Origin of the sequence: Rhizobium sp. BK181, assembly GCF_014193305.1 — a bacterium.
In the GTDB taxonomy this organism is placed as follows: Bacteria; Pseudomonadota; Alphaproteobacteria; order Rhizobiales; family Rhizobiaceae; genus Rhizobium.
On sequence record NZ_JACHZA010000002.1, the window covers coordinates 176,103 to 198,750 of the forward strand.

Consider the following 22,648-nt stretch of genomic DNA (forward strand, 5'->3'; position numbering starts at 1 on the left):
GCGCTATAGTATAGATGTGGCGGAAACGCAAGCTGATCGCCTGATGCTGGCGATGGTTATGGCTCGGGACCAGCTGGTGGCGAGCGATACAGGCGCAGCATTTCCAGAAGTTGAGAGCAATCGCAAAGGCTTAACCATATAGCCGGGTTTTCCGCCAGATTAAGTAATACAAAATGTTGCTGCAGATATGAAGGCCAAAACGCAACTTGGTCCTCCCGATGCCTCGTCTCCTTACCTGCATTGTCGCTGAACACAGCTGGCCGCATCTGATCTTTGCAACGGTGATTTGCCTGCTTGGCTGCTTGCTCACCGTGCGGCTTTTCTCGCGAGTTCGGCGCACGCAAGGACTGCAGAAATTCAACTGGCTTTTTCTATCGGGCTTCGTTGGCGGCGCGACGATTTGGACAACCCATTTCATTGCCATGCTTGGCTTTCGTGCGCCGACGCTCAGCGGCTATGAGCCGGATCTCACGCTGCTCTCGCTTTTCATCGGCGTCGCTTCGGCGATGATCGGCTTTACGATTGCCTCGGTGCGTAGCCAGGATGCGCTGGTCGAAGCTGGGGGCGCGATCGTCGGCCTTGGCGTAGCGGCGATGCACTATGTCGGCATTGCCGGCTACAAGGTGGCAGGCGACATTCAGTGGGACAGCGCTTATGTGATCACTTCGCTGATTGCAGCGGCTGGCTTCGGCGCGCTGATGGCAACCCGTGTTGCGCGACCGACTGCGCGCTTCAGTCCGGTCGGCGCGGCGTTGCCGCTCATCCTCGCGATCGTTTCAACGCATTTTCTCGCCATGGCGGGCATGACGATCGTGCCGGATACCACGGTCGCCGTTCCGCGTGAAATTCTTTCCGTGGGCGTGATGACGAGCCTGGTCGGTGCGGTGATGATCATCATCTTGCTCCTCGGCGCGTCTACCTACATCATCGACATGCAGTCGACAGAAGCGGCGGTCGCTCGCTACCGTCATCTGTCGCTTCATGACCCGCTGACTAACCTTGCGAACCGTTCGGCGCTCAACGAACATCTCGCCGCGGCTACCAAGAGCACCCATGAAATCGGCTGGAACGTCGCGGTCCTTTGCTTCGACCTCGATCGCTTCAAGGAAATCAACGACGTCCACGGTCATGCGGCTGGCGATGCGGTGCTGCGCGCGATCGGCGAGCGACTGGCAAAGGTCATGCAGAAGGGGCAGTTTGTGGCCCGCGTCGGCGGTGATGAATTTGTCGTTGTGATGCGAGATCACGTTGGCCGTTCGGAGGCGAAGATCGGGGCCCAGCGTCTGCTCGACGAAATTGAACGGCCAGTGGAGTGGAACGGCCAGTCGCTGAGCGTCGGCTCCAGCATCGGTATTTCCAGCTATCCAGACAGGGCGCGCACCGTCGATGACCTGCTTTCGCAGGCCGATGTCGCGATGTACCGTGCCAAGACGACGGCCGGCAGCAGCATCTGCTTCTACGATCCCTCGATGGACGAGGCTGCGCGGGAGCGAAGCGCCTTGGCGATCGAGATGCGTGAAGGGTTGAAGAACAGCGAATTCCAGCTTTTCTATCAACAGCAGAACGATACGGTTACACGCGAGGTGCTCGGCTTCGAGGTTTTGCTACGCTGGAAGCATCCAACGCGCGGCTACATCTCGCCGACTGAATTCATTCCCATCGCCGAAAAGACGGGTTTCATCATGGAACTCGGGGAATGGGTGCTGCGCAGCGCCTGCGCGGAGGCCGCCAGCTGGAAGAATCCCTTGGGGATCGCGGTCAACGTGGCTGCCCAGCAGCTCGCCGATAGTCGCTTACCGCAGATCGTACAGCAGATCCTGCAGGAAACCGGCTTGGCAGCGTCGCGGCTCGAGCTGGAGATCACCGAATCCGGCATTATCGCCGACCACGGGCACGCGCTGAACGCCATACGCCGGCTGAAGGCATTGGGCGTCAAGGTGGCCATGGACGATTACGGTACCGGCTATTCCTCACTATCGACCCTGCAGAGTTTCCCATTCGACAAGATCAAGATCGACCGCGCCTTCGTCGACGGCGTCGTTACCAACAAGCAGTCGGCGGCCATCGTTCGCTCGACGCTCATTCTTGCGCAGAGTCTTGATATTCCGGTGCTGGCAGAAGGCGTGGAGCGGGAGGAGCACATCGAGTTTCTTCGCCGCGAAGGCTGCTTGCAGGTCCAGGGCTTTCTGTTCGGGAAGCCGATGCCGCGTCTCGACATCGAGGCGTTCGTCAATACTGACGGCAATGGCCCGACGGACGCCGCGAGGGCCGACGCGGCAGCCTGACCGCGGCGTTGCAACCCGGCTTGACATTGGCCCTGCGGAAACCTCACATGCTCGCAAAACTCATGCGGCGGAGGAATTCAGTATGCGGCTCAATCTCATTGCGGCAACGAGCACGATTGCGATCGCGCTGGCATCTTCCGCCTATGCCGTCGACATCAATCAGGTGGGGGCGAAACAGCTCGAGGAAAGCCTGACGAAGGTCGTGCCGGAGAGTGTGGCAAAAGATGGCTTCGTGACCGTGAAACCGGCGGGCACACGCTACGAGATCATCTATGACTTCGCAAAGCTTCTGAAGAAGATCGAACCGGGCACCTTTGCAATCACCGGCTTGACCCCGTGGTCGATGTTCGCAACGCCACTGGAAACTGGTCTATGGAGCATGGAGGGGAACAATTCCCTGAATGTCTCCGGGAATTTCAAGGCGCCGGGACAACCGAAGACGGATTTCACCTACGCCATCGATGCCTTCCTCTTCAGCGGCGTCTTCGACCCGGCGATAAGTTATTTTCGCTCAGGCGATTTCTCAACAAAGGCCGTGAACTTTTCGTCGAAGACCGAAGCCGAGGAAGTCAGTGCCAGCTTTGACGGCATGAAGTACAAGCTGACCTCGTCTGAGGGTGCCACTGCTGGTACTGCCAATTTCGCCACCAGTGGCTCCGCTTCGGGATTCTTGGAAAAGATCAGCAGCCGTGAGGTGCCACCGGTCGAAATTCGCGCCGACGCGATCGATTTCGCAGCGGCGGTGAACGGCCTGCCAGCAAGCAAGGTTCGCGACATTATCATGTTCGCGGTCGACCACGCCGACGACAAGAAGCTTGCCGTGGCGGATAGCGACAAGTTGAAGGGAATGCTTCGCGAGGCGTTCCCGTTGCTCACGAGCTTCAACGAAACCATCGACTTCAACAATCTGACCGTCTCCAGCGCTGCGGGCAACGGCGGTGCGAAGAACGTTAACTATGCAATTACGCTTGATGGCCCGACGGATGCGACGCGTTTCGGAGTTGGGGTGACAGCGGAGCAAATCAGTTTCGCCAGCGCGATCGTTCCGGCTGCCTATTCCGCATTCGTGCCTCATGAGTTTCAGCTGCAGTTTGCCATTGCCGACATGGATTTCGCGGCCTTCGGGGACGAGTTTCTCAAGGTTGATTTCAGCGGCGGCACTTCATCGGAGGATAGCGGCAAGAAGGCGGCTGAGCGGCTCTTCAAGGGTGGCGAGCTGGTCATGGATTTCCCGAAGATCAGCGCAGTCTCAGGTGTTTACGACGCCGAGTTTTCCGGACAGGTTCGCGGGCGAATTGACACGTCCAAGGACTATTCCATGGATGCAACAGTTTTGGCACGCGATCTGGACAAGACCATCGCCGCCGTTCAGGAACTTGCAAAGACCAATGCCGATCTCAACCAGGTATCGTTCGGCCTGATGATGGCCAAGGGCTTTGCCAAGACAGATCCCGATGGGCGCCAGCGCTGGGATATCAGCGTTGCGCGCAACGGATCCGTGACGATCAACGGCCAGGTGATCAAGGGCGCTGACTGACGCTATCGCAGCGTTGCCGCGCCAAGTGCTGGGCGGAGACCACTTGCGGGCAATCAATGTCCGGTTCATGCTGTCTTGGCGGCGCAAGGCTAAGTGAGGGCCACTGCGCTGCCGAGGGGCGGGCCGATGAATTGTGCTGCCTGTGGTTTTGCGATCGAGAGCAGTTTTGCGTTCTGCCCGAAGTGCGGCGCAAGACAGCCTATCGTCTGCTCCTCCTGTGGCGAGGCCTGCCAACCCGATTTCGCCTTTTGTCCGAAGTGTGGAACACCCCTTGGCCGAGGCGAGATTCGTGCGGTTCCTGTCGAGCCGCTACCGCATCCATCTACGCCTGACGATGCCGCCGATCGGCGTCCGTTGACCGTACTCTTTGCGGATCTTTGCGGTTTCACAACCCTTAGCGAGAAACTAGATCCCGAGCTCATGCGCTCTCTGCAGAACGAGCTGTTCGAGGAACTGACGCGTGCCGTGGAGGCTTATGGTGGCTTCGTCGACAAGTTTGTGGGCGATGCGCTGCTGGCGCTGTTCGGGGCGCCGACTGCGCACGAGGACGATCCCGATCGCGCTCTTTGCGCAGCGCTCGAGATGATTGCAGGGGCGGAGCGCCCCGGTGCCAAATGGGTGGATCTGGCCGGTGGCGATCCGCTGCAGCTCCATGTCGGTATCAACACAGGGCCGGTGGTGACAGGCGGCTTCGGTGCCGCTGCCGCCCGGTCGTACTCCGTGACCGGCGATACCGTGAACACCGCGCAGCGGTTGCAAAGCCTGGCCGGCCCGGGCGAAATTCTGGTCGGGCCGGTGACTTACCGTCTGACGCGGCATGCGTTCGCGTTCGAAAATCTCGGCTCCCTGGCCCTTCGCGGGAGGACGGGCAATGTGCAGGTGCATCGTCTGATCGGGCGCATGGAGACACCGCACGCTGCGCGCGGATTGGAGAGCTTGGGCCTGCACGCCGAACTCATCGGGCGCGACGCAGACCTGTCGCGGATGTCCGATTGCCTGGATTCTGCCTGTGGCGGCAACGCGCAACTCGTCCAGCTGATCGGGGAAGCCGGCATCGGCAAGTCAAGGCTGGTTCGTGAGCTCCTGGAGAGAGTCAGTCAAGCCGAGCGGTTCGGAGAGGTTGTGGTGCGCCGTGCTGTCTGTTCACCACTTGGGGAGCAATCCTATGGCACGCTCGCATCGGTGTTGCGCAGCGCCTATGGAATCGCCGAGCGGGAAACTGCCGAGCGGACGGCGGAACTATTGACGTCTGGACTGATCGATCTGGGCTTCAGCGAGACCGAGGTTGCCGGCCTCACGCCGGTTCTCTCGTATGTGTTTGGCCTCGGCGATCCTGATGGCGCGCTGCGCCACGTCGAGCCGGAGCAGCTGCGGCGACAAATCTTCTACGCTACGCGCACCATCTTTGAGCGGCGGCTGTCGCTCAGCCCGCTGTTGCTGGTTGTGGAGGACCTCCACTGGGCCGATGCTGCTTCGATCGAGGCGCTGCGGTTTGTGCTGGACAGGCTCGAGCGAACGCGTCTGATGATGCTGACGACGGGGCGCTCGGTTGCCGAAGGCGAGGGCCTGGAATCGAGCCGGATCAACCGCACGCTAATGCGGCTTGCGCCGCTTTCGGTTCAGGATGGCCAGGAGCTACTTAGCCAGTTCTTCGGCACGGACAGTTCCGTACCTGCTGAAATGCGCTCGCGAATTCTCGCACGAGCGGGTGGCAATCCGCTGTTCATCGAGGAGATCGTCCGGGCCCTAATCGAAACAGGTGTGCTTTATTCCGCGGGCGGATCTTGGTGTATCGCCAGCGCTGAGATGGGAACCGAGATACCGATGAACCTGCAGGCGATGCTGCTTGCGCGTGTCGACCGTTTGCCGCCCGACGTCAAGCTGTTGGCGCAGGAGGCTGCGGTCATTGGCCCGCGTTTCGATCTTGCGCTGCTTCGTGCGGTTGCGTCGGATACCGCGCGCATCGAGCGAGGGCTGGACTATCTCTGCGAGGCAGAGATTCTCGAGGAGACACCCCGTGCTACCTCGGCAAATGCGATCTCCTATCGTTTTCCGCAGCAACTTCTGCACGATGCCATCTATGGTAACCTCTTGCTACAGCGCCGCAAGCAGCTGCACGCGCGCATCGGTGTGGCCATCGAGCGGATGCATCACGGCATACCCTCTCGGCTTGAGGACATCGCACAACTCGGTCGTCACTATTGCCGAGCCGACGAGTCGGGTAAGGGTATCCGGTACCTCATGGCTGCTGGCGATCTTGCCCGCCAGACCTACGCCAATGACGATGCGATGCGCCTCTACCGCGAAGCGCTTGCGGCGATTCCGGATCATCCGAAGACCACTTCGGAGTTGGTTGCCCTCTATGAGCGATTTGCCGATCTCTGCGGCCCGGCGGGCGAGCGGGAGGCGGCACGCGATCACTACGGGCGTGCGCTGGCCATCTTCAAAAAGAGCGATGATCAGACTGGGGCGGCGCGAATCCTTCGCAAGCTCGGTCGTCTCAATCTCGCAGCCGGCAGATCCGATCTTGCAGACGCCGACTATGCGCAGGCCGCGTCGTTGCTGAGTGAGAGCAATGCGCCTATCGAACTTGCCCACCTGCTTCAGGAGCGCGGGCATCTTGCCTTTCGCATGGGCGACCAGAACGCGGCTGCGCGCTGGGCTGACGACGCGCTATCCTGCCTCAGCACGGCGGCCTTAGATCAAAGTGGTCCGGTCGCAAGGGACGCAGCACAAGTGCGCGCGGAGGCGCTGAATACGAAGGGAGTGGCATTGGCCCGACTCGGGCAGCATCGCGAAGCTGTCAGGGAAGTCGAACGAAGTCTGGAGGTCGCCGAAACGGCGGGTCTTCTCGGGGCAGCCTGCCGCGCCTATTCTAATCTTGGGGTGCTCTATACGATCGTCGATCCGGGGCGCGCCATTCATGTTTGCCGCCGCGGCCTCGACGTCGCTACCCGCATTTCCGATCTCGGCTTTCAAGCCCGGCTGTTCGCCAATCTCGCTGTTGCCTGCTGCACCTTCACGGACAATTGCGCCAAGGAGGGGGTGCCTGCCGCGGAGAAGGCCATCGAGATCGACCGGGCTCTGGACCAGCGCGATCACTTGGCGGTGCCGCTCATCGTGCTTGGGCAGATTCATCAATGTCACGGCAAACCGGCCTTGGCCTTGACCTATTATGAGGAGGCGCTTCAGCTGGCGCGTGAAATCGGCGAACCACAGCTTTTGTTTCCATGCTATGATGGGCTGGCCACTTTGAACCTGGAAAGAGACGACATGGCCGAGGCCGAGCGATACTTTTCGCTCGCCCAGGAGGTTTGCGTCAGGCACGGGCTGGATCCCGACGCGCTTGTCGTGCTGCCTTTCCTGGATTGATTCAATGCCGCCACGTAAGGTGTTGAGTTTTCGCTATTTTGTTCTTCCGCTCGGCGTTTCGCCGACGTGCAAGTGAGGGAGGGTGTCATGCCCGCAAATCGAAGCGAAAGACCGTTGCAGCCCGGCGACCGCGCGCCGAATATCGTTCTCGATGCGATCACCCGTCAGGGCAAGATCTCGATTGACGACTTCCGCGGGCAGAAGCCCGTGCTGGTCGGCCTGTTTCGGGGGCTCCACTGTCCGTTCTGCCGGCGGCAAATTGCCTCAATGGCGAGCCTTGCGGGTGAACTCCAGCAGAAGGGCGTCGAGAGCCTGACGATCGTGAACACGCCCATCGACCGGGCCCGCCTCTATTTCCGCTATCATCCCTTGCCCAATCTGGTGGCAGCGTCGGATCCCGACAGGGTATCGCATCGCGCCTTTGGGCTCCCGAACCTCGAGTTCACGCAATCAGAGACAGTCTGGCCATACAAAGTCAGTCTCGATACGCTCACGTCCATGCGTGTCGACATCCCGGATTTGCCTGAGCCGATGGCGCCGATGGCGGCTGTCGAATTCCTCGACAATGCCGACGGCTACGAATTCTCCGACGACGATAAGCGCATGATCGCGACGGGCGAGGGGCAGTTGGTTGGTGAATTCCTGCTCGATCGCGATGGTGTCGTCAGATGGTGCTTCACTGAGGTTGCCGACGAGGGACGCCATATGTTCGGCGTGCCCGCGCCTGAGGAGGTTATGTCGGCCGCCTCCCATATCGCTGCCTAGTGTTCGACGGCGTCATACTCGCAGGTTCACATACCACCCGGCTGCGCTGGACGCACCGTGATGCCCGGCTGTCTGCGGCACTGGCCGCGATTGATCACCGTGAAGTTGGCTGCGCGCGCCTCGCATGCATTGGAGAATGTCCGGACACTCGGCCCTCGCTGGCCACAGACCGGAGCATATTCCCTGGTGCATATCTCCGGGTTGGTCGGCAGGCGAGGAGGGGGCGATGTTGACGGGCGCGAGTAGCCTGACCCCATGTCTGCTGTGCAGGCAGAAAGAAGCGGGATGAGCGCAAGCAGGGCGAGCTTTCGTGTCGATAGGAATCCGGCGAGTGTCATAACTCTTCCCCCATGGCTGGATTTCTTACGAAATCCTAGCGCAAGTTGCATTTGCGGGGAAGTTCAAACGTCAGCGACCGCTGATAATCTCTAACAGATCAGTCAAACAGGCTCGAAACCGACTCTTCCTGGCTGGTCCTGTTGATCGCCTCGCCGATCAGACTTGCAGTGCTGACGACGCGGATGTTGTGGGCAGACTGGACAGCGGTGGTCGGCTGAATGGAGTCGGTGATTACGAGCTCGCGAAGCTTCGAAGAGGTGATGCGGGTAACCGCGCCGCCGGAAAGAACGCCGTGGGTGATATACGCGGTAACGCTTGCCGCGCCCTGGGCAAGAAGGGCATCCGCGGCATTGCAGAGTGTGCCGCCGGAATCGACAATGTCGTCGATCAGCAGGCAGTCCTTGCCTTCGACTTCGCCGATGATGTTCATGACTTCGGATTCGCCCGGGCGGTCGCGGCGCTTGTCCACGATCGCCAGCAGACAGTCGAGGCGTTTCGCGAGCGCGCGGGCTCGAACGACGCCGCCGACATCAGGCGAAACGACCATGACGTTGCTGATGTCGTAATTGGCCTTGATATCGCGTGTCAGGACCGGGATGGCGTAGAGGTTATCCGTCGGGATATCGAAGAAGCCTTGAATCTGGCCAGCGTGCAAGTCGAGCGTCAGCACACGATCGGCGCCGGCTTCCGTGATGAGGTTTGCGACGAGTTTGGCCGAGATCGGCGTACGCCCGGAGGCGCGTCGATCCTGTCGGGCGTAGCCGAAATAGGGAAGGACGGCGGTGATGCGGCGCGCGGACGAGCGGCGCATCGCATCGATCATGATGAGCAGTTCCATGAGGTGATCGTTCGTCGGGAAAGACGTCGACTGGAAGACGAACACGTCTTCGCCGCGAACATTTTCCTGAACTTCGACAAAGATTTCCTGATCGGCAAATCTTCTGACGCTGGCTTTGCCCAAGGGCACATTGAGATAGCTGCAGATCGCTTCGGCGAGATGCCGGTTCGAATTGCCTGCGAAAACCTTCATCTTGGTCCGCCTATTTCCTGCTGATAGCCGCGCTTTTTAGCCAGCTTGCTTCTGAATGCAAGGGCTAACGCGTCATCTGCGCTCATATTTCTAAAAACCTTGTGGCTTAGCCGTCACGGGCGTCACGCCAGGTCGAGAATTCGGTGATGGTTTTGGAGGCGATTTGCTGCATCACAGAAGCCGGGACGGCGGCCCAGGGATCCTGTGCATCCGAAGGGATGCTTTCTTGTCCCTGGATGCGGTGCAGGCGAGCACCAGCGCCGTCTAGAACGTCCCACACATAGACCACGGTCACCTTACCGCTGTCGGAAAAGGCCGACAGGTAACCCTTCAGTATGTAGGCGGTGGAGCTGTCGTTCGAGCTCTTGATCGAGAGGCCGTGCGACCGCGCTTCCGCTCCGAGCTGGCGCGACAGCGGCGTAACGGCTTGGACGGGCGCGCCGATGATCGGCAGGAAGCGAACGGTCGAGCCGCGTGACGATGAGCTCGCGGTCAGTGCAGCCGTCTGGGTCTGCTGCCGCGGCTGGCGGGCAGGCGCTTCCACCATATCCTCTTCCTCGGCCTGGGCGTTCGATATGGGCTCCGGCAGCGTCTGCGTCTTGATCGGAGCGGAGGCCGCGGGAGAGGAGGGGTTGTTTTCGAGCGCAATGGCCTGGGCTTCCATCGTTGTCGGCGGTGCGGCGGAACCCTGGCGGTACGTCATCTGATTGTAAGCAGGATGATATCCGTTCGCCCGCTGCTGGGAGGCGAAAGCCTGCTGGCGCGGCGGAGTGCCCGCCATGCGTTCCGCGTCGCCCTGCGTTACCGGCGATGAACGCATGTTTGCTGAGGAATCGCCAATATCGACCAGCGGAACGAGGGCGTCGGTGGTGTTGCAGGCGGATAGGGCAAAGCAGGCAAGGAGCATCGGCGCAGTCGCAACTCGCGTCATCCCTCGTTTCATCCTTCCCAGTGCCGGCCCCGTGCACTTTATGAAGGCCGGCGCCGGTCTGTGTCAATTCCGGATTCTTGCCCGCAATGGTTTGCGCCGTATTAGGATGACTGGCTCTCTGGGCTGTCCACGCTTCTCCGTCTCCCGCCTAGACGTTGATGAAGTCCAGCGAGTGACGGGAAAGCGCGCGGGGTGCGTCGTCGGTCGTCAGATAGGTCTGCCCGAGAGTCATCGCCGTGCCAGTGTCGGAATCCATGATGATCATGTGCACGAAGAGCGACATATTGGGCTCGATCGCCTGCGGATTGCCGACATGGAACATCTGGTGCTCCATCCAGGACGGCGAGAAACGGGCGCCGAGTGAATAGCCGCAGGCGTTGAGGCGATGGCGTGATAGGCCGCGTTCGTCCATGATTTTCGCATGCTTATCGAAGACATCGCCGAAGCTGTAGCCCGGCTTCAGTACCGTCTCGATCGCCTGGATCGTCTCGAAGCAGGCATTGTAGAGCTCGCGGTGGCGGTAACTCGGCTCACCGATGACAACCGTTCGCATCATTCCTGCATGATAATGCGCAAAGGTACCGGCCCATTCGAGCGTCAGTTGATCGTTCGCGTCGAGCTTGCGTCGGCCGGCTTTGTAGCGGCAGAGCAGCGCATCCTCGGCGGACCCGACAATGAACTCGTTGGCGGGATAGTCGCCGCCGCCAGTAAAGACCGCGCCTTGCATGGCAGCAAGAATGTCCGCTTCGTCAGCGCCGGGCTTGGTCAGCCCGAGCGCCGCATCGAGCGCATCGTCGGCGAGCACCGCTGCGCGTTCCACATAGGCCACTTCAGCGGGACTCTTGACCAGTCTCAGGCGGCTGACGAGATAGGATGCGTCGACGATCTGACCGAAGGACGTCAACTGCGCATCCAGCATCCGGGCAACGCGGCCGGTCATGCCATGCGTATCGTATTCGACGCCGATTCTGGCGCCGAGCAGATCCATCTCGACCAGCAGGTTCCGAAGGTCGACGGTCGGGTCGGCATTCACGCGGTCGACCCAGATGTGGACGTTTTCCAAGATTGAGGTGTGCTTGGCCTGACGCAGATCGGCCGAGCGGGTGAGCAGGGCCATCGTCCCGTCGGACTTGACGACAAGGGTCTGGAAGAAGCAGTAGCCGAAGGTATCGTATCCGGTCAGCCAGTACATGCTTTCCTGGGCGAAGAGCAGCAGGGCATCCAGTTTCTCTTCGCGCATTTTGTCAGTCAGACGCGCGAGGCGGACGGCGAATTCGGGTCTGTCGAAGTGCAGGGCCATGCCGCTCAAATCTCCCTGATTGCGATTGCTGAAATCTGCCGGCCGTAGTCCGGCTCCCTATTATGGGTGGTCCGCCGATACGAGAAGAAGCGTTCGGCGTCCGGATAAGTGCAGAGACCTAAGCTCTCTGCCCGGACGCCAGTGGCGCGCAGTCGATCGATGGTGAGGGCCTGCAGGTCGAACATCGCGTGGCCCGGCTTTTCGGAGGGTTCGAAGTAGCGCTCGTACAATGGATCCTGCACGACAAAGCGCTCCACGAATTCCGGGCCAACCTCATAGCTCGCCTGGCTGATCGACGGCCCAAGGCAGGCAACAATTGCGTCCCGCTTCGCGCCCAGTTGGACCATGGCGTCGATGGTGTTCTCCAGCACGCCGGTAAGGGCGCCTTTCCAACCGGCATGCGCGGCGCCGATAACGCCGTTTTGCGGATCGGCAAAGAGAATAGGTCCGCAATCGGCTGCCAGCACCCCGAGCGCTATGCCCGGAGTTGCCGTTACCAGCGCATCTGCTGCCGGGCGGGCGCCGTCATAATCCTTGTCGACGATGACGACGTCGGGCGAATGGACCTGGTGCACGGTAGCGAGACGCTCGACCGGCAACTCAAACCAGTTTGCCACGCGGCGGCGGTTTTCCTGAACCTTCACGCGCTCATCATTCGAGCCAAGGCCGACGTTCAAGCCGCGATAGATGCCATCCGAGACGCCGCCCTGCCGGGTGAAATAGCCATGGAGAATGGCGTCACCGGTTGCCTCTTTCAGCAGCGCGCTTTGGATCGGTGCCGGAGTTGCTGCTTCATTCATTCGAAATTCCAAGATTGATTGTTGTGCACCTTGCTCGATGGCGAGACCTGCTCGGTTGTGCTGAATGTTGGCCCAGCGGCGCTCGCGCTGTCAATCCACAGAACGGAAAGGCATCAAATCCACGGCCGGGTACGAGACCGCCAGGACCTTGAAGAGTTCGCCCATGCGCCCTTCACCTTCGCCGGCCAGTCGATCGACTGCTGTCTGGATAATCTGCCGCGTATGTGCCTCGCGGTCACGGCCAAGGGCGGCTGCGCGATCGAGAATGCCGAGGCCGACGAGAAAATCACCTTGGTGCACCATGCCGTTCATGTGAACGCCGGCGGAGGCGGCGGCTTGTGCAAGGGCCTGAAAGTCGACGTGGCTCGTCAGGTCCGCTTCGCCCGGATTCGCCAACGGTGGATCATACTCGTGCATGCGCACGGCTTGCAGCGTATCGCCGTAGCCGCTCACAAGGTGGCCGTAGTCGATGGCGACAGCGGTTCCGCCAAATGCCTTCAACCGATCGCAGATCGCAATCATCACCGACTGGCGAGCCGGCGAGACTTCAAATACTGTTCCGGGAAGCACGTCCTCTTCCGGCCATGGCAGGAGGCTGGAATCGATCCCCGCCACGCCGGCGCCGAACGTTAGTTCGCCCGCGGCGTCGGTGCCGACCATCCTTTCACGGAAGCCAGCCGGCGTTCTCACGAACTGACGGATCGGGATCGCATCGAACAACTCGTTCGCCGCGACGAGCGAAAATCCTGGCGGCACTTCATCGAAACCCTGATGCCAGCTGACCTTGTCGCCATGAGGCGCCAGCGTTTCCCGTTGGATGTCGCGCAGTCGTTCGCTGGTTTCGACGAGGTGCACCGTCATGTCCTCGAACAGCGGCGGCGCGATGCGGGAGATGACGCGCAGCATATCCGACATCATGGTGCCGCGACCGGGGCCGATCTCGACGAGGCGGACACCGGTGGGCGTTCCGTGGCGCTGCCAGGCATGGACAACGAAGACGCCGATCATTTCGCCAAAAAGCTGGCTGACCTCCGGCGCGGTCACGAAGTCGCCGGTGCGCCCGAAAGGCTCGCGGGTCCGGTAGTACCCATATTCGGGATCGGCGAGGCACAGCGAGAAAAAGTCCGTGACGCTGATCGGGCCGTTCGCCTGTATGATGGCCTTGATCTTCTCACCGAGCGCGGTGCTCATGGATCCCCCTCTTGTCCAGCTGCGGTTAGTGCTGCAGGGCAGCCTGACGGCGAGCGCGAAGCATGGCCCAGATTCCCAGCAGAACCATCGGCGTGGAAAGCACCATGCCCATGGTCAGCCAATTGGTGCCCAGCAGGTAGCCCAACTGTGCATCCGGTTCACGGAAGAATTCGACGAAAATGCGAGAGAGCGCGTAGCCGCAGACGAAGACGCCGGTGATGAATCCAGGGCTCTTCAGGGCGCGGAAACCATAAATCAGAACAGCAAGCACGAGCAGGAGCACGATGCCTTCCAGGCCGGCTTCATATAGCTGGCTCGGGTGGCGAACGAAGTCGCCGCCAGGGCAATAGCCATTGTTCCTCTCGATGTATTGGTTGCAGAAAACCATGCCCCAGGGCGCATCCGTCAGGCGACCCCACAATTCACCATTGATGAAGTTGGCGATACGGCCGCAGAAGAGGCCAATCGGCACGACCGCTGCCACGATATCGAATAGGCTCCAGATCGGTACGCTGTTGCGACGGGCGAAGATCGCCATGGCGATGGTGGTGCCCATCAGTCCGCCATGGAACGACATGCCGCCGTTCCATATCTGGATCGCGCGGATCGGGTTCTCGATCACCGCCGGCATATCGTAGAAGAGGATATAGCCGATGCGGCCTCCGAGAACGATGCCGAGCGCGACCCAGATGATGAAATCGTCGAGCTGAACCTTGGTGATAGGCGAAACATCGCCCGGCCACAGCTTGTTGTTTCCAGCGATCTGACGCGCATAGTACCAGCCGAGCATGATGCCGGCGACATAGGCAAGTCCGTACCAATGAATTGAGAGGGGGCCGAGCGAAAAGGCGATCGGATCGATCTCGGGGAACGGCATGATCGCCATGAGATTGGCTACTGTCGGCAAGGGTTTCCCATTCGCTGGCGCAAGCCCGAGGTATGGAATCGGGCGTCTGACGCGGTTCTGTTCAAGGCGCCCTTTGCGACTTTCTGAAGGCGCGCCAAGCTCGATGTGGGCGGAAGATGGCGCTGCGATCAAAAGCGGTCAAGTCGATTGTTGGCGATCACGAAAGGGCGGACCGGCTTATCCAGAGTAAAGCGCTTGCATCCTTACTGGCGAAGCCCTACCTCATTCCCTGAAAGGCCTAGCGGTCGTAATTGTATGTTGCAAAGGGAGAAAACCGCCATGACGACTGGAGCAAACCGCATCATGGACGAGTTCGCCAAGCTGATGACGGACGCGGCCGGTGCCGCCCAGGGCGTGCGCAAGGAAATCGAGACGGCCTTCAATGCGCAGGCGGAGCGCTGGCTGAACACACTCGATATCGTCAAGCGCGAGGAATTCGAGGTCGTGCGCGAGATGGCGATCAAGGCGCGTGATGAAAACGATGCGCTGCTGGCACGCATCGCGGCCCTTGAAGAGAAGCTTGCAGCCAAGGGCAAGTAATTCCTGTTGTGAGACAGGCCGTGGTGTGACCTTTATGAGACACGCCGCGGCTGCGACCTAAAAACCAGGTGCCGTTATCCACCTGTGGACACTGCCAAAAAGATCAATGGGCAGAGTCATTTAAACCCTCCTTCTGAATGGAAATCCGAAAAGCTTTCCACAGTGCCGTTCCCTAAAACGGCGCTAAGGGGCTGGCGTGTCGCCTAGCCCATTATACACTGATTTTAAATGATGATTCGAAGCGGTTGGTAAGCTCCAGGCAGGTTTGACTGCGTTAAGTCTGGTAGCGGTTCAACGGTCATCAGGGTTGGTGGTTCCGGCTGTTGCGTGTGTTCTCCTTGTGTCTCGTTGACGAAGTTGGTTCGCATTCACTCCGGTCAAGAAGGTGCTGCATGAGCCTCATGGAATTGGAAGTCGAGCGTCAGTCGAACCCGGTCGATATGATCGAGTACGTCGCCGCCAATAACGACTGGTCTTTCGAGCGGTCGGGCGATGACGAGATTGCGATGACGGTTGAAGGGAAGTGGACCGACTACCACGTTTCCTTTTCCTGGATGGAAGAATTCGAGGCGCTGCATCTGGGCTGCGCCTTCGACGTCAAGGTTCCCGAACAGCGTGTCAATGAAGTCACCAAGCTTTTGGCGGCAATCAATGGCCAGGTCCTGATGGGACACTTCGATCTGTGGCGTCAGGAAGATGTCATCATCTTTCGCCAGTCGCTGCTGCTTGCCGGCGGTGCCGAGCCGACCAATCGACAGGTCGAAGTTCTGCTCGCTAGTGCGCTGGACACATGCGAGGCGTATTATCAGGCTTTCCAGTTTGTGATCTGGTCCGGCATGGATGCGAACCGTGCGATGGAAGCGGTTCTCTTCGAAACCGTCGGCGAGGCGTAAATGTCATCCGCAGCTTCAGGTCCTGTTGTTCTCATCGGCGCCGGCAATATGGGGGGCGCTATGCTCTCCGGCTGGCTGAAGAACGGCGTGCCCGGTTCTTCTATCGTCGTAATTGACCCGGGTCCCTCGGACCAGATGCTGAAGACGATCACCGATGCCGGTGCGACCCATGTCACCTCGGCCCCGGCCGGATTGACGGCCGGCGTTCTGTTCCTCGCGGTCAAGCCGCAGGTGATGGATGCCGTGCTGCCTCCGGTCAAGGAAACGGTGGGGCAGGAAACCGTCGTTGTTTCAGTGGCTGCCGGCAAGACGCTGTCGTTCCTTGAAAAGCATCTCGGCGAGTCCGCGATGGTTCGCGCCATGCCGAACACCCCGGCCATGGTCGGTCGCGGTATCACGGGTGCGTTTGCCAATGCGCGCGTCACTGATGCGCAGCGCGAACAGGTTCATTCTCTCTTGCGTGTATCCGGTCCGGTCGAGTGGGTCCCCACTGAAGCTGACATCGACGCCGTGACGGCGCTGTCGGGTAGCGGACCGGCCTATGTGTTCTATCTCGTCGAGTGTATGGCAGAGGCAGGCCGTAAACTTGGCTTGCAGGCGGACCTTGCCATGCGCCTTGCACGGGAAACAGTCGCGGGGGCTGGTGAGCTTTTGCACCAGTCCCCCGACGACGCCTCGCGGCTCCGGCAGAATGTGACATCGCCGGGCGGTACGACGGCTGCCGCGCTTTCCGTACTGATGGCCGACGATGCGATGCAGCCGCTTTTCGACAAGGCCCTTGCCGCAGCGCGCAAGCGCGCCGAAGAGCTTGCTGGCTGAGGACACCAAGACCATGGCTGACGAGATCACCTATGCCGACTTCGAGCGTGTCGACATTCGCGTTGGTACGATCGTTGAGGCAAGTCCATTTCCGGAAGCGCGTAAGCCGGCTTTCAAGCTGCTGATCGACTTCGGTCCCGAAATCGGCCTCAAGAAGTCGTCAGCCCAGATCACGGTTCACTACACGCCCGAGAGCCTTGTCGGCCGGCAGGTTCTTAGTGTGGTCAACTTTCCTCCACGGCAGATCGGTCCGGTTCGCTCGGAAGTTCTGACGCTCGGTTTCGAGGATGAAGCAGGCGCGATCGTACTTGCTGCGACCGACAGGCCGGTGCCAAACGGCCAGAAGCTTATGTGATCAATGAATCTCGCGCGACAGGGGGTCGGTCAGCGAGAAGTCGTGGAATACTGCTTCGAAGCCTGCGCGTTGCGGTGAGCAGAATGCTGGCCCGACGGCGACCTCCGCAAATGTCGGATCGAACCACGCAAGGCGTGCCATGCGCCAGTCTTCCATGCGATCCGTCCTATATTGAACGAACAGTGCATCGCCATTCCGCGTCACCCGCACGCTCATGCGCTCAAATGTATGGTCAAGCCGAAAGGCTGACCAATCGGAATTGCCGTTGGTCACGACGGTGCTGAAATGCATGGCGCCATCGGTATATTCGATCCCGCACTTCATCCAATGCGCCGCATCAGCCCGCACCATGAGGCCCGCCTGGTCGTAGAGGTCTTGGTAGTGTCCCGAGAAGCAGACTTCGGCGGTGAAATCACCTTGTCTTTGCTGGTGCAAGAAATGTCCATCGTCGCGATGGAAGCCGTAATAAGTTCCCTGCCAGAAATCGGTCTTTGGTCCCGACCATACATGTAAATCCTCGCCGCGCAACTCGAAGCGGGGCGGCGGGTTCAGCCAGGTCATTGAGTGCGTGTTCATGTCATCTTTCCTCACGCGGGCAGCCGGACGGTCGCCCGTAGACCGCCGAGAGGGCTATCGCCGAGCGTGACATTGCCGCCATGGCTTCGCGCAATGTCGCGGGCGATTGCCAAGCCGAGGCCTGTGCCAGAGGCATCGAGATTTCGCGCTTCGTCGAGCCGGAAGAACGGCTTGAAGACATCTTCGCGGTTCTTCTCGGGAATGCCCGGGCCATCATCATCAAAAGTGATCGTCAGCCACTTGGCGCTGTGCTTGGCGTTGATGTCCAGGGTATTGGCGTAACGTCGGGCATTGGAGGCGAGGTTGGTCACAAGGCGCGTGAAGGCGTTCGGGCGCACCGAGATCTCATCGTCTCCCTCGATCGCGTATGTAAATTCCTTGCCCTCGTGAAGTTCGAAGTCTGCCTCCACTCGCGCGAAAAGGTCGCTGAGCTTCATGTCGCCGACATCCTCTTCGACCTCGCTTCGGGCGAACGCCATGTAGGCCTCAAGCATCGACTGCATATCATTGACGTCGTCGTTCAGACCGTGCAGATCGGGATTTTCGCCGGCAAGCGCCAGCTGCAGTTTGAAGCGGGTCAGGATCGTGCGCAGATCGTGACTCACTCCCGTCAGCATCGCCGTGCGCTGCTCGAGCTGGCGTTCGATGCGCTCGCGCATCAGAATGAAGGCGAGACCGGCACGGCGAACCTCGTCCGCTCCGCGCGGGTGGAAATTGTCAGCCTTCTGGCCCTTGCCGAAGCTCTCGGCCGCGTTCGCAAGCGCAAGGATCGGACGGATCTGTCCGCGCAGGAAAAGAATCGAAATGCCGATCAATACCAGCGAAGCACCGACCATCCAGACGATAAAAATATGGGTATTGGAGGCGTAGGTCGAGCTGCGTCTCGCCAATACGCGAAGGATCTTGTCCTCAAGCTTGATGCGGACCTCGACGAGGTTGGAATCGCCCAACGTATCGATCCAGAACGGGCGCTTGATCTGGTCGCTGAGTTCGTCGCTGAGGATTCCGTCGAGAATGGAGAAGAAAGGCTTGGTGCGCGGCGTCGGCAGATCGCCATCCGGCTCTATTGATATCTGCAGGTTCAACTGGTCGCGCGCTATCCGCGTGATTTCGCTATAATCCGTATCCTGCGGGTAGGTCTCGATGATCTGGATCACCGCCGCAATGTCGCGCGTGACCGCTGCAGAGAGGCGCTGCGTCACCATCTGCCAGTGGCGCTCCATGAATAGAGCGGCAACGACGGACTGCAGCAGCACCATCGGGATAATGATGATGAGCAGCGAGCGAACGTAGAGTCCTGTCGGTAGATAGAACCGAAATCTGCGCAACATCGCCCGCCAGCCGCGGGCGGGCGAGCGGTCGTCGCGCCGAAGGGAGTCGAATGTCACCATATGGTCGCTGATCCTGGGGTTGCAACTATCAATCGATGCTCAGCCGGTATCCTATACCACGAACCGTCTGCAGCCAGACCGGATTTGCGGGATCGTCCTCGATCTTCCGTCGCAGACGATTGATCTGCACATCGATGGTGCGCTCGCCGACTTCGACATCGTTGCCGATGAGCTCATGCCGCGGAATGGTATCGCCGGCGCGCTTGGCGAACAGCAGCATGATTTCCTGCTCGCGATCCGTCAGCCGAACGACTTCGGAGGCCTTCTTCAGTTCCTTGCGTGTCAGGGAGAATGTGTATGGTCCGAACATCACCTGCTCGATCTTCGGCGCATCGCTCGAGACATTGCGGCGCAGGATATTGTTGACGCGCAAAACGAGTTCGCGGGGATCAAAGGGCTTCGCGAGATAATCGTCGGCGCCAGCCTCCAGCCCGGCGATACGGCTGCCCGATTCCGCCAGCGCCGTCAGCATGATGATCGGCACGTTCTTGATCGTGCGCAGACCCTTGGTTACTTCGATGCCTGAATCACCCGGCATCATGACGTCCATGATGATGAGGTCGAAATCCAAGCCGGCGAGCTTGCGCTGGGCCTCAGCGCCATCCGCGGCCACCGTCACCCTGAAGCCGTTCTCGGTCAAATAGCGGTTGAGCAGGGCGCGGATACGCGTGTCGTCATCCACAACAAGCAAGTGCGCAGCGTCGTCCGAAATCACTGTCTTTGTCGCCATTCAATCTGCTCTCGAGTTTGGTCTGTTCCGCATACCCCTGAGGAAGGCCTTTATGCCTTCCCGTACCTCCGGAGAAGCCCCGTCGAATGCTCTCTCAATACGGCGCGATTGCGGCTCTGCCAGAGCAAGAGCAAGCTCGCGCCCCAGCTTGGTAGGATAGAGCTTGCGCTGCCGCCTGTCTTCAGGCCCCGCAATCTGACGAATATACCCCGAATCGATGAGTTGTTTGAGCACTCTTGCAAGACTCTGCTTGGTAATCTTCAACGTATCCAGCAGATCGGCAACTGTCATGCCCGGGTTGCGGTTAACGAAATGAACGACACGGTGGTGCGCCCGCCCGAAGCCGATCTCCGCCAAGATGGCGTCGGGATCGGAAACGAAGTCGCGATAGGAAAAGAACAGAAGCTCGATGATCTCAAAATCGATGGTTTCCGTGTTCTCCATCGGCAGTTTCAACGGTTCCGGCTTGCCCGCCTTCGGGCTCGTCTGGCGTGCCAATTTGGCATTTCCTTTCTTGTTGCGCACCTTGTGGGAAGCTCTCGTGAATATGTCAGTATCGGCGACATATCTTCGCGCGCTGCTAGCTTCCCCACGCGTTGCGAAGACGGAAGAGGACGCCATTCCACCGGAATTTGGACCGACTTCGCAAACTTCACAACAATGCGTAATTTCCCCTACGTGAGTGGATAAAACGTATTGGGGACAACAATCAACAGCAATGGCGTGCGGGCGCAGGGGAGCGCGAGATGGATGAAGTTCGCGACGATCACGAACCGTTGACGAACGCCACATGAAAGGAATGTACCCGGCCGCGGTAGCGGCCGAGTGATCTGATGGCAAGAGAGCGGCCGATTTCCTGGAGGCGCGACCGTTTTCGTTGCTCTGTCTATCTGGCGCGAGCGGCCACCGCGCCGACGATCGTCGACAGGATACCACCGCCGATCAGGCCGCCGATACCATCGGCGATCAGGCCGGTCATTGCCGCTTCGCCGCCGACCATGCTGAGCAGCATGCCGCCGCCGATGCCACCGATTGCACCGGCGATCGTCCGGGCAACGGCATTGATTGCAACCTGCTTCAACGCGCCGCTTGCGACATTGCCGCCGACGGCGCCTGCGATCACTTGTGTGATGATAGGCAATAAGGCTTCCACGATTTCCCTCCTTCGCGTTTCCTCAAAACGCCTCTGCCGGCTGCGCGGTCTGAATGGATCGCCAGCCATACAGGCGATCCGACGTCCGACCGGGAGCAGGGATATCGTCTGAATTTCAGTATCTTATCATGATTGAATGTGACTTGAAATAGAAAGCAACTCATGCGGGAAGCTTCCTTGCGTCCGTCAACAAAAAAAGGCGCCCGAAAGCGCCTTTTCATCTTGTGCATCGCGGTCAGTTGTAGACGTAGACGATGCGACGGGTGCCGGGATCGACAAGAACCGGGCGATCATTGATGCGGACATATCGATACTGATAGTCCGGAATTTCCTGGAACGTCACGTCATTGGGCACGGAGGCGCCGACCACGACATCACCGCCGAGACGTACGGTCTGGGCCGGGTTGGTCTGGACGTAGGTCGTGACTGTTTCCGGCGGGCTAATCGCCTCTACGGAACCGACCGGTCCCAGCAGCTCGTCGCCCGGTGCCGGGTCAGCTGGAGCGACGCTTGCTGTCGTTTCATAGGTCACGACAGGAACGCCAAGTTCCGACTGGTGTTGCTCGACGACGACTGTGCTGCCAGCCTGCTCGACTTGCAGATACTGCGCATAGACCCAGCCGCGGACACCGCCGACGTCAACCCGGCACCAGCGGCTTCCCTGGATGCAGCCATCCAACATTGCCTGCGAGCCGCGCGGCGCTACGCCGACGGCGGGATACTGAGGGCCAGGGCCGGCACGAACGTTCAGATCGTTGATGGCCGTCGCAACCATTTCCGCCTGGGCAAAACCGGCGCTTCCCACGACGATCGCGCCAGCCAGGAATAGATTTCGCTTGAAGGTCATCTCGTTTCTCCTTGTCTTACACAGGCAGGTAACGTTTGGAGTATGACGAGGTTCCCCCTGCTTGCCCTTCGCCGGTAAACGATTGTATCGACGTGTTAAACTCCATCGCGACTGGTGAGTGAACGCCGAATGGAGTAAGCCTCCCGTGACCTGACGCAGCACCCAATAAATCGCGGGCTGCTCGTTGCGACGTTTCGGACTATACGAATGCGGGACAGAGACAAGCGAGGCACTCATGGGCATGCTCCAGGCCGGTATTATTCCGGTGACACCCTTTCAACAGAACTGCACGATCCTATTCGATCCGGAAACCAAGGAAGGCGTCGTGGTCGATCCCGGTGGGGACGTCCCAGCAATCCTGCAGGCCATCACGGCGAACGCGCTTAACATCAAGGCGATTTGGCTAACACACGGTCACCTCGACCACGCCGGCGGGGCAAAGGAACTCAAGGAGGCCTTAGGCATCGAGATCGTCGGTCCGCACGAGGACGACCTTCCACTACTGCAGCGGATTGAGATGCAGGCGCAGAAATATGGTTTACCGCCCGGTATGCAGGATGTCGTTCCGGATCGCTGGCTGAAGGATGGCGACAAGGTTTCCTTCGGCAGCCACGAGTTCGAGGTGTATCACACTCCGGGTCACGCACCGGGGCATGTCATCTACTTCAATCGCGCGCAGAATTTCGCTCATCTGGGCGATGTCCTTTTCAACGGCTCGATCGGTCGAACGGATCTGCCGGGAGGTAATCACCAGCAACTGATCGACTCCATCCGGGACAAAGTTTTACCGCTCGGCGACGACGTCGGCTTCATTTGCGGTCACGGGCCAGGGAGCCGGATTGGCGACGAACGCCGCAGCAACCCCTTCCTGCAGGGAATCTGATCAC

At 59.9% G+C, this 22,648-nt stretch carries 22 protein-coding genes; 9 read left to right on the forward strand and 13 right to left on the reverse strand.

The genetic code is table 11. The annotated features are described in order from the left end of the window. The first annotated feature begins 218 nt into the window (after positions 1–218). The 4 genes from FHT77_RS08315 to FHT77_RS08330 all read left to right on the forward strand — a co-directional run bounded on the left by FHT77_RS08315 (position 219) and on the right by FHT77_RS08330 (position 7,959). The gene (locus tag FHT77_RS08315) at positions 219–2,285 is read left to right on the forward strand and encodes a bifunctional diguanylate cyclase/phosphodiesterase (RefSeq protein WP_183754203.1); all 2,067 of its coding nucleotides are present in this window, start codon (positions 219–221) and stop codon (positions 2,283–2,285) included. An 82-nt stretch (positions 2,286–2,367) separates the two neighbouring features. Further along, positions 2,368–3,822, forward strand: a complete 1,455-nt coding sequence (locus FHT77_RS08320) for a hypothetical protein (RefSeq protein WP_183754205.1) — start codon at positions 2,368–2,370, stop codon at positions 3,820–3,822. Between the two features lie 126 nt (positions 3,823–3,948). Then, a complete protein-coding gene (locus tag FHT77_RS08325; RefSeq protein WP_183754207.1) occupies positions 3,949–7,194 on the forward strand; it encodes an adenylate/guanylate cyclase domain-containing protein in 3,246 nt (1,081 codons plus the stop codon). 87 nt (positions 7,195–7,281) lie between these two features. Then, positions 7,282–7,959 (forward strand): peroxiredoxin-like family protein, encoded by a 678-nt coding sequence (locus tag FHT77_RS08330; RefSeq protein ID WP_183754209.1) that lies wholly within the window; start codon positions 7,282–7,284, stop codon positions 7,957–7,959. Between the two features lie 26 nt (positions 7,960–7,985). Here the strand turns inward: FHT77_RS08330 and FHT77_RS32190 are convergent, their stop codons facing one another. The 7 genes from FHT77_RS32190 to lgt form a co-directional block, all read right to left on the reverse strand. Then, entirely contained in the window at positions 7,986–8,348 is a 363-nt protein-coding gene (locus FHT77_RS32190) for a Kazal-type serine protease inhibitor family protein (protein WP_405049290.1), read from the reverse strand. A gap of 47 nt (positions 8,349–8,395) precedes the next feature. Beyond that, positions 8,396–9,328 (reverse strand): ribose-phosphate pyrophosphokinase, encoded by a 933-nt coding sequence (locus tag FHT77_RS08335; RefSeq protein ID WP_183754212.1) that lies wholly within the window; start codon positions 9,326–9,328, stop codon positions 8,396–8,398. Positions 9,329–9,434: 106 nt separating this feature from the next. Then, on the reverse strand, positions 9,435–10,259 hold the full coding sequence (locus tag FHT77_RS08340; RefSeq protein ID WP_183754214.1) for a hypothetical protein: 825 nt from the start codon (positions 10,257–10,259) through the stop codon (positions 9,435–9,437). A gap of 148 nt (positions 10,260–10,407) precedes the next feature. Continuing rightward, on the reverse strand, positions 10,408–11,559 hold the full coding sequence (locus tag FHT77_RS08345; RefSeq protein WP_183754215.1) for a Xaa-Pro peptidase family protein: 1,152 nt from the start codon (positions 11,557–11,559) through the stop codon (positions 10,408–10,410). 5 nt (positions 11,560–11,564) lie between these two features. Further along, positions 11,565–12,359 (reverse strand): peptidoglycan editing factor PgeF, encoded by a 795-nt coding sequence (gene pgeF, locus FHT77_RS08350; RefSeq protein WP_183754217.1) that lies wholly within the window; start codon positions 12,357–12,359, stop codon positions 11,565–11,567. A gap of 90 nt (positions 12,360–12,449) precedes the next feature. Then, positions 12,450–13,550 (reverse strand): class I SAM-dependent methyltransferase, encoded by a 1,101-nt coding sequence (locus FHT77_RS08355; RefSeq protein ID WP_183754219.1) that lies wholly within the window; start codon positions 13,548–13,550, stop codon positions 12,450–12,452. Between the two features lie 25 nt (positions 13,551–13,575). Beyond that, positions 13,576–14,457 carry a prolipoprotein diacylglyceryl transferase gene (gene lgt, locus FHT77_RS08360; RefSeq protein ID WP_176705695.1) on the reverse strand — a complete coding sequence of 294 codons (882 nt, stop codon included), beginning with the start codon at positions 14,455–14,457 and terminating at the stop codon, positions 13,576–13,578. 279 nt (positions 14,458–14,736) lie between these two features. Here lgt and FHT77_RS08365 point away from each other — a divergent pair, with 279 nt between their 5' ends. The 4 genes from FHT77_RS08365 (at position 14,737) to FHT77_RS08380 (ending at position 17,064) form a co-directional block, all read left to right on the forward strand. Next, positions 14,737–14,997: an accessory factor UbiK family protein gene (locus tag FHT77_RS08365; RefSeq protein WP_007534115.1), complete on the forward strand. Its 261-nt coding sequence runs from the start codon at positions 14,737–14,739 to the stop codon at positions 14,995–14,997. Between the two features lie 392 nt (positions 14,998–15,389). Then, entirely contained in the window at positions 15,390–15,890 is a 501-nt protein-coding gene (locus FHT77_RS08370) for a YbjN domain-containing protein (protein WP_007789996.1), read from the forward strand. Further along, positions 15,891–16,709: a pyrroline-5-carboxylate reductase gene (gene proC, locus FHT77_RS08375; protein WP_183754221.1), complete on the forward strand. Its 819-nt coding sequence runs from the start codon at positions 15,891–15,893 to the stop codon at positions 16,707–16,709. It begins immediately after the preceding gene. 13 nt (positions 16,710–16,722) lie between these two features. After that, entirely contained in the window at positions 16,723–17,064 is a 342-nt protein-coding gene (locus tag FHT77_RS08380) for a tRNA-binding protein (protein WP_183754223.1), read from the forward strand. On the opposite strand, the gene FHT77_RS08385 is transcribed toward FHT77_RS08380, so the two are convergent. The 6 genes from FHT77_RS08385 to FHT77_RS08410 all read right to left on the reverse strand — a co-directional run bounded on the left by FHT77_RS08385 (position 17,065) and on the right by FHT77_RS08410 (position 21,761). Then, on the reverse strand, positions 17,065–17,640 hold the full coding sequence (locus FHT77_RS08385; protein WP_183754225.1) for a DUF1349 domain-containing protein: 576 nt from the start codon (positions 17,638–17,640) through the stop codon (positions 17,065–17,067). 11 nt (positions 17,641–17,651) lie between these two features. Further along, positions 17,652–19,031 (reverse strand): ATP-binding protein, encoded by a 1,380-nt coding sequence (locus FHT77_RS08390; protein WP_183754227.1) that lies wholly within the window; start codon positions 19,029–19,031, stop codon positions 17,652–17,654. 28 nt (positions 19,032–19,059) lie between these two features. Then, positions 19,060–19,761 (reverse strand): response regulator, encoded by a 702-nt coding sequence (locus FHT77_RS08395; RefSeq protein ID WP_183754229.1) that lies wholly within the window; start codon positions 19,759–19,761, stop codon positions 19,060–19,062. Further along, positions 19,762–20,259, reverse strand: a complete 498-nt coding sequence (locus tag FHT77_RS08400; RefSeq protein ID WP_016554682.1) for a MarR family winged helix-turn-helix transcriptional regulator — start codon at positions 20,257–20,259, stop codon at positions 19,762–19,764. A gap of 388 nt (positions 20,260–20,647) precedes the next feature. After that, entirely contained in the window at positions 20,648–20,914 is a 267-nt protein-coding gene (locus FHT77_RS08405; RefSeq protein WP_016554681.1) for a hypothetical protein, read from the reverse strand. Positions 20,915–21,149: 235 nt separating this feature from the next. Further along, positions 21,150–21,761, reverse strand: a complete 612-nt coding sequence (locus FHT77_RS08410) for a DUF1236 domain-containing protein (RefSeq protein ID WP_183754231.1) — start codon at positions 21,759–21,761, stop codon at positions 21,150–21,152. A 235-nt stretch (positions 21,762–21,996) separates the two neighbouring features. Between FHT77_RS08410 and FHT77_RS08415 the strand changes: the two genes are divergently transcribed. Then, a complete protein-coding gene (locus FHT77_RS08415) occupies positions 21,997–22,644 on the forward strand; it encodes an MBL fold metallo-hydrolase (protein ID WP_016554679.1) in 648 nt (215 codons plus the stop codon). The last annotated feature ends 4 nt before the right edge of the window (positions 22,645–22,648 follow it).